Here is a 4853-nt window from a genome sequence, read left to right on the forward strand (position 1 = left end):
CGGCCACGCTCAGCGCGGGCGCGAGGCCCACCGACCGGGTCCTGCCCGATCGCGGAGCCGACCTGCCCGACCGCAAGCCGGGCCTCAGCGACCGGTCCGCCCCCGACGCGACGCTGGCCGAGCTGCGCGGCATCCCGACCCGCCGCCTGCTGCGCGCGACGAAGTGGGACGTCTCCATCGCGATGCTGATCGCCGGCACCGTGAACCTCTGCATCCTGCTGCTCGCCGCGGCGAACCTGGCCGGCGTGCCGGGCACCGACTCGCTCGAGGGCGCCTACGCCGCGCTGTACGCGGGGCTCGGTCCGCTGGTGGCCACGCTGTTCGCCGTCGGCCTGCTGGCGAGCGGCCTCGCGAGCACGTCGGTCGGCGCCTACGCCGGCGCCGAGATCATGCACGGTCTGCTGCACATCCGCGTGCCGCTCCTCGCCCGCCGCCTCGTGACGCTCATCCCGGCGCTCGTGATCCTCGCGATCGGCTTCGACCCGACGGTGGCGCTGGTGCTGAGCCAGGTCGTGCTGTCTTTCGGCATCCCGTTCGCGCTGGTGCCGCTGGTCGCGCTGACCGCGCACCGCGACATCCTCGGGGGGTTCCGCAACCGGGTGTGGACGACGATCGCGGGCATCGCGGCATCCGTCTTCCTCATCGCACTCAACGGCGTGCTGCTCTTCCTCGTCCTGTCGGGGGTGTGAGCCCTCGCGCTCGCGCCCGAAGCTGCATGGGAGCGCCCGGTACCCTGAAGCCGTGGCCTCTCCTGCCGTCGACGACTACCTCAAGACGATCTACCACCACACCGAGTGGCAGGACGACCGCATCACACCGTCGCAGCTGGCCGCCGAACTGGGACTCGCGCCGTCGAGCGTCACCGAGATGGTGCAGAAGCTCGCCGCGCAGGGGCTCGTCACCCACCGTCCATACGGCCCCATCGCCCTGTCGGACGACGGCGAGCGCCGCGCGGCCGCCATCATCCGCCGGCACCGGCTCATCGAGACGTGGCTCGTGCGGGAGTTCGGCTATGCGTGGGACGAGGTGCACGACGAGGCCGAGGTGCTCGAGCACGCCATCAGCGACCGGCTGCTCGAGGGCATCGACGAGCGCCTCGGGCGCCCCCGGTTCGACCCCCACGGCGATGCGATCCCGGATGCCGCGGGCCACGTCCACCGTGAGCCCTTCGTCGTGCTCGGCCGGGCGCCGGCCGGTCACACCGGTCGCGTGCTCCGCGTCAGCGACCGCGACCCGGAGCTGCTGCGGGCCGTGGAATCGGCCGGCGTCGCCGTCGGCGCGACGGTGACCGTGACGTCCGCGGCGGCCCTGCTGATCGGTGAGGTCGAGGTGACGCTCCCCCGCGCCGCCGCCGACGCCGTATGGCTCAGCGCCTGACGGTTCTGAAGCCTGAGTGCTCACAGCCCCGCCCGTCGGCCCGGTTCCGCGGCATCCGGGGTCCGGGCGAAGGGTCTCAGCGACGATCAGCTCGCGGCGACCTCGAAGGGCCAGTGCACGCCGGTGGCCGTCTCGGCCACGTGCCAGAGGCGTGCGCCCACCTCGGGGTCGCGCGTGATCTTGGCGGCCTTCTGCCGGCGCGGCTCGCCGCGCGAGCCGGTGCGCGGTCCCCAGAACTCCCCGCCCTCGATGTCGGGGTCGGTGAGCGCGCGCACGAGCGACCAGGCGCCGCGCTCCTTGGACTGGGCGATCGCGGCCTGCAGGTTGTCGCGGAACCGCTTGGCGCGCGAGGGTTCGTTGACCCCGACGATGCCCGGCGTCCGGCCTCCGGTCGAGTAGCCGGGGTGGGCGACGACGCTCGTCACGGGAACGCCCGCCGCGCGCAGGCGCCGGTCGGCCTCGAAGCCGAGCGCGGCCGTCGCGACCTTCGACTGCACGTAGGCGCGCCACGCGGTGTAGCCGTCGGCCAGCTGCGGGTCGACAGGGTCGTAGGGCGTGAGCGACGTCGACATGCTGCCGAGCCACACCATCCGCCCCGAGGCATCCGCCAGCGCGGTCAAGAGCTCACCGGCGAGTGCGTAGTGGCCGAGGGCGTTCGTCGCGAACACGACCTCGTTCCCGTCGATCGTCGTCTCGCGCGTCTTCGGTGGGTGGACGATGCCGGCGTTCAGCAGGACGCCGTCCAGGCCGCCCTTGCCGCGCACGCTCGCGGCCGCCGAGCGCACCGATGCGAGGTTGCTGGTGTCGAGGATGAGCGGCTCGGTCGCATCGGCCGCGGCATCCGGAACCCGTCGGCGGATCGCGGCGCGCGCGGCAGACAGCCGGTTCGGATGGCGCGCAGACATCAGCACCTGTGCGCCTGCGCGCACCAGCTGCTCGGACGCGAAGTAGCCGAGGCCGGCGTTGGATCCGGTCACGAGGTACACGCGTCCGGAGAGGTCGGGAAGGCTCCGGGGGTCCCACGTCACGGCTTCGACCCTACGCCCGCGCGACACCTAGTCTGGACGCATGCGCACGCGGTCCGACATCGAATGCTGGCTCACCGACATGGACGGCGTGCTGGTGCATGAGAACACCCCCGTTCCCGGGGCGTCCGACCTGCTGCAGCAGTGGCGCGACCAGGGTGTGCCCTTCCTCGTGCTGACCAACAACTCCATCTTCACGCCGCGCGATCTCTCCGCCCGGCTGCGCGCCTCGGGGCTCATCGTGCCGGAGGAGTCGATCTGGACCTCGGCGCTCGCGACCGCCGACTTCCTGCGCTCGCAGAAGCCCGGCGGCACGGCCTTCGTCATCGGCGAGGCCGGCCTGACCACGGCCCTCCACGAGGCCGGCTTCATCATGACCGAGACCGACCCCGACTACGTCGTCGTGGGCGAGACCCGCAACTACTCCTTCGAGGCGATCACCAAGGCGATCCGCTTCCTCGTCGCCGGCGCCCGCTTCATCGCGACCAACCCGGATGCGACCGGGCCGTCGACCGACGGCGTGCTGCCGGCCACCGGCGCGATCTCGGCGCTCATCACGAAGGCGACCGGCATGGAGCCGTACGTCGTCGGCAAGCCGAACCCCATGATGTTCCGCTCAGCGCTCAACCGCATCGGCGCGCACTCCGAGAACACCGGCATGATCGGCGACCGCATGGACACCGACGTCGTCGCCGGCATCGAGGCGGGCCTGCACACCGTGCTGGTGCTCACCGGCATCAGCGACGCGGCCGAGATCGCGCGCTACCCGTTCCGCCCCGACGAGGTGCTCGACTCGGTCGCCGACCTGCTCGACGGCGAGCCCGTCGAGTCCGAGGACCCCGAGCTGCTGTAGCCCCGAGCTGCTGCAGCCCCGAACTTCTGCCGCCGCGCCGACCGCGGCATCCGTCCGTCCGCAGTCGAGCTGCCGCGTCCTCATTTGAGGAACCGTGCCGAAATGCGGAGCGAAACGCGCGCTCCCTGCCGTCATCTCGGCTCACGTCCTCAATTGCGGAACGGATGCCGCAGCCCTCCCCTACGCCGGCTCGAGACGCGCGCGCAGCTCGGCGTCCAGCACAAGGTCGGCGGCGTCGAGGCGCGTGCGCACCTCGGGGTCGAGCACGAGGTCGGCGGCGGCGAGCGCCTCCTCGAGCTGGGCGACGCTCGAGATGCCGACCACCGGGATCACCGGCACCGGCCCGCCCAGCAGCCACGCGAGGGCGACCTGGTTGGGGGTCGCGCCGATCTCGGCCGCGACGTCGTGCAGCACGCGGACGCGCTCGCGGTTCGAGGCATGGCGCATGGGTGCCCACATCGGCTTGTCGTCGCGCGTGAACGCCCCCTGGTGCAGCGGCGAGTACGCCGTGACGGTGAGCGGCGGGCGGCCGTCGACGCCCGCGGCGGCGACGTAGTCCAGGAGTTCGACCGAGACGTCGTTCGTGCGCCCCGCTCCCGGGCTCGGGTACACGTAGCTGTACCCCTGCTGCACGACGCCGTACGGGTCGACGCCCTGGCGCCGCGCCTCGTCGCGCGCTTCGACGAGACGCCAGAGCGCGACGTTCGAGATGCCCGCGATGCCGACGAGTCCCTCGCGCTGCAGCTGCCCGAAGGCGGCGACGGTCTCGGCGATCGGCGTCTCGCGGTCGTCGACATGGCCGTACAGCACGTCGATGCGGTCGACACCCAGGTGTTGCAGGCTGAGGCGCGCCTCGCGAGCGACGACCTCGGCGGACAGTCCCTGGAAGTTCGTCGGCTCGACGTTCTGCAGCGGCAGCGCGGGGTCGCTCTTCGCGGCGCCGAGCTTGGTAGCCAGGCGCACGTCGCCGAGGCCGCCGCGGCGGCGGATCCACTCCCCGAGCACGTCCTCGCTGTCGCGGCCGTGGCCGCCCACCCACACGTTGTAGTTGTTCGCGGTGTCGACGAACGTGCCGCCCGCGTCGGCGAACCGGTCGAGGATCGCGAGGGATGTCGGGGTGTCGGTGCGCGTGCCGAAGAACATGGTGCCGAGGCACAGGGTCGAGACCTCGAACGAGGTGGACCCGTTGGAGATGGTGCGGTACTGCATGGCGTTCCCTTTCCTGGTTGGTGGGGTCCTCCCATCGTGGAACTCGAGCGGTCCGGGAGTACGATCCGACCCATGGCAGAAGTCCAGACCAATCCGGTCGCGTGGGAGACCCTGCTCGATCTCGCGGCCTTCGACGGTCCGCGCCACGTCCGGCTCGAGCTGGCGGTGCGGGATGCCGTCGCCACCGGCCGGCTGCCCGCCGGTGCGGCGCTTCCCCCGAGCCGGCTCCTCGCCGCCTCGCTGGGCGTCTCGCGGTGGGTGGTCACCGAGGTGTATGGGCGCCTCGCCGCCGAGGGGATCCTGGATGCCCGCACCGGTTCGGGCACCCGTGTCGCTGCGCGCGTCGGCGTCGCCGCGGCGCGTCCGGAGCCGCAGCCCGTCGCGCCGCA

6 protein-coding genes are annotated in these 4853 nt (G+C 72.4%); 4 read left to right on the forward strand and 2 right to left on the reverse strand.

Going from position 1 to position 4853, the window contains the following annotated elements:
- The coding region (locus VIP82_RS16055; protein ID WP_331910393.1) for an Nramp family divalent metal transporter at nt 1-689 on the forward strand (689 nt) is incomplete at its 5' end.
- Nucleotides 690-741: 52 nt separating this feature from the next.
- Nucleotides 742-1377, forward strand: coding sequence for a metal-dependent transcriptional regulator (locus VIP82_RS16060; RefSeq protein WP_331910395.1), 636 nt, complete (start codon nt 742-744; stop codon nt 1375-1377).
- Between the two features lie 86 nt (nt 1378-1463).
- On the opposite strand, the gene VIP82_RS16065 is transcribed toward VIP82_RS16060, so the two are convergent.
- Complete coding sequence (locus VIP82_RS16065) at nt 1464-2405, reverse strand: SDR family NAD(P)-dependent oxidoreductase (RefSeq protein WP_331910397.1); 942 nt, start codon at nt 2403-2405, stop codon at nt 1464-1466.
- Between the two features lie 40 nt (nt 2406-2445).
- Between VIP82_RS16065 and VIP82_RS16070 the strand changes: the two genes are divergently transcribed.
- The gene (locus VIP82_RS16070; RefSeq protein ID WP_331910399.1) at nt 2446-3255 is read left to right on the forward strand and encodes an HAD-IIA family hydrolase; all 810 of its coding nucleotides are present in this window, start codon (nt 2446-2448) and stop codon (nt 3253-3255) included.
- A gap of 180 nt (nt 3256-3435) precedes the next feature.
- Here VIP82_RS16070 and VIP82_RS16075 read toward each other — a convergent pair whose 3' ends face one another.
- Nucleotides 3436-4464, reverse strand: coding sequence for an aldo/keto reductase (locus tag VIP82_RS16075; protein WP_331910401.1), 1029 nt, complete (start codon nt 4462-4464; stop codon nt 3436-3438).
- Between the two features lie 72 nt (nt 4465-4536).
- On the opposite strand from VIP82_RS16075, the gene VIP82_RS16080 reads away from it, so the two are divergent.
- The coding region (locus VIP82_RS16080) for a GntR family transcriptional regulator (protein ID WP_331910403.1) at nt 4537-4853 on the forward strand (317 nt) is incomplete at its 3' end.

Origin of the sequence: Microbacterium sp. (assembly GCF_036566905.1) — a bacterium.
Classification (GTDB): Bacteria; Actinomycetota; Actinomycetes; order Actinomycetales; family Microbacteriaceae; genus Microbacterium.

Excerpts from the sequence above, each read along its gene's own strand:
- VIP82_RS16070 (WP_331910399.1), top strand. The coding sequence starts at position 2,446 with ATGCGCACGCGGTCCGACATCGAATGCTGGCTCACCGACATGGACGGC.
- VIP82_RS16075 (WP_331910401.1), bottom strand. The coding sequence starts at position 4,464 with ATGCAGTACCGCACCATCTCCAACGGGTCCACCTCGTTCGAGGTCTCG.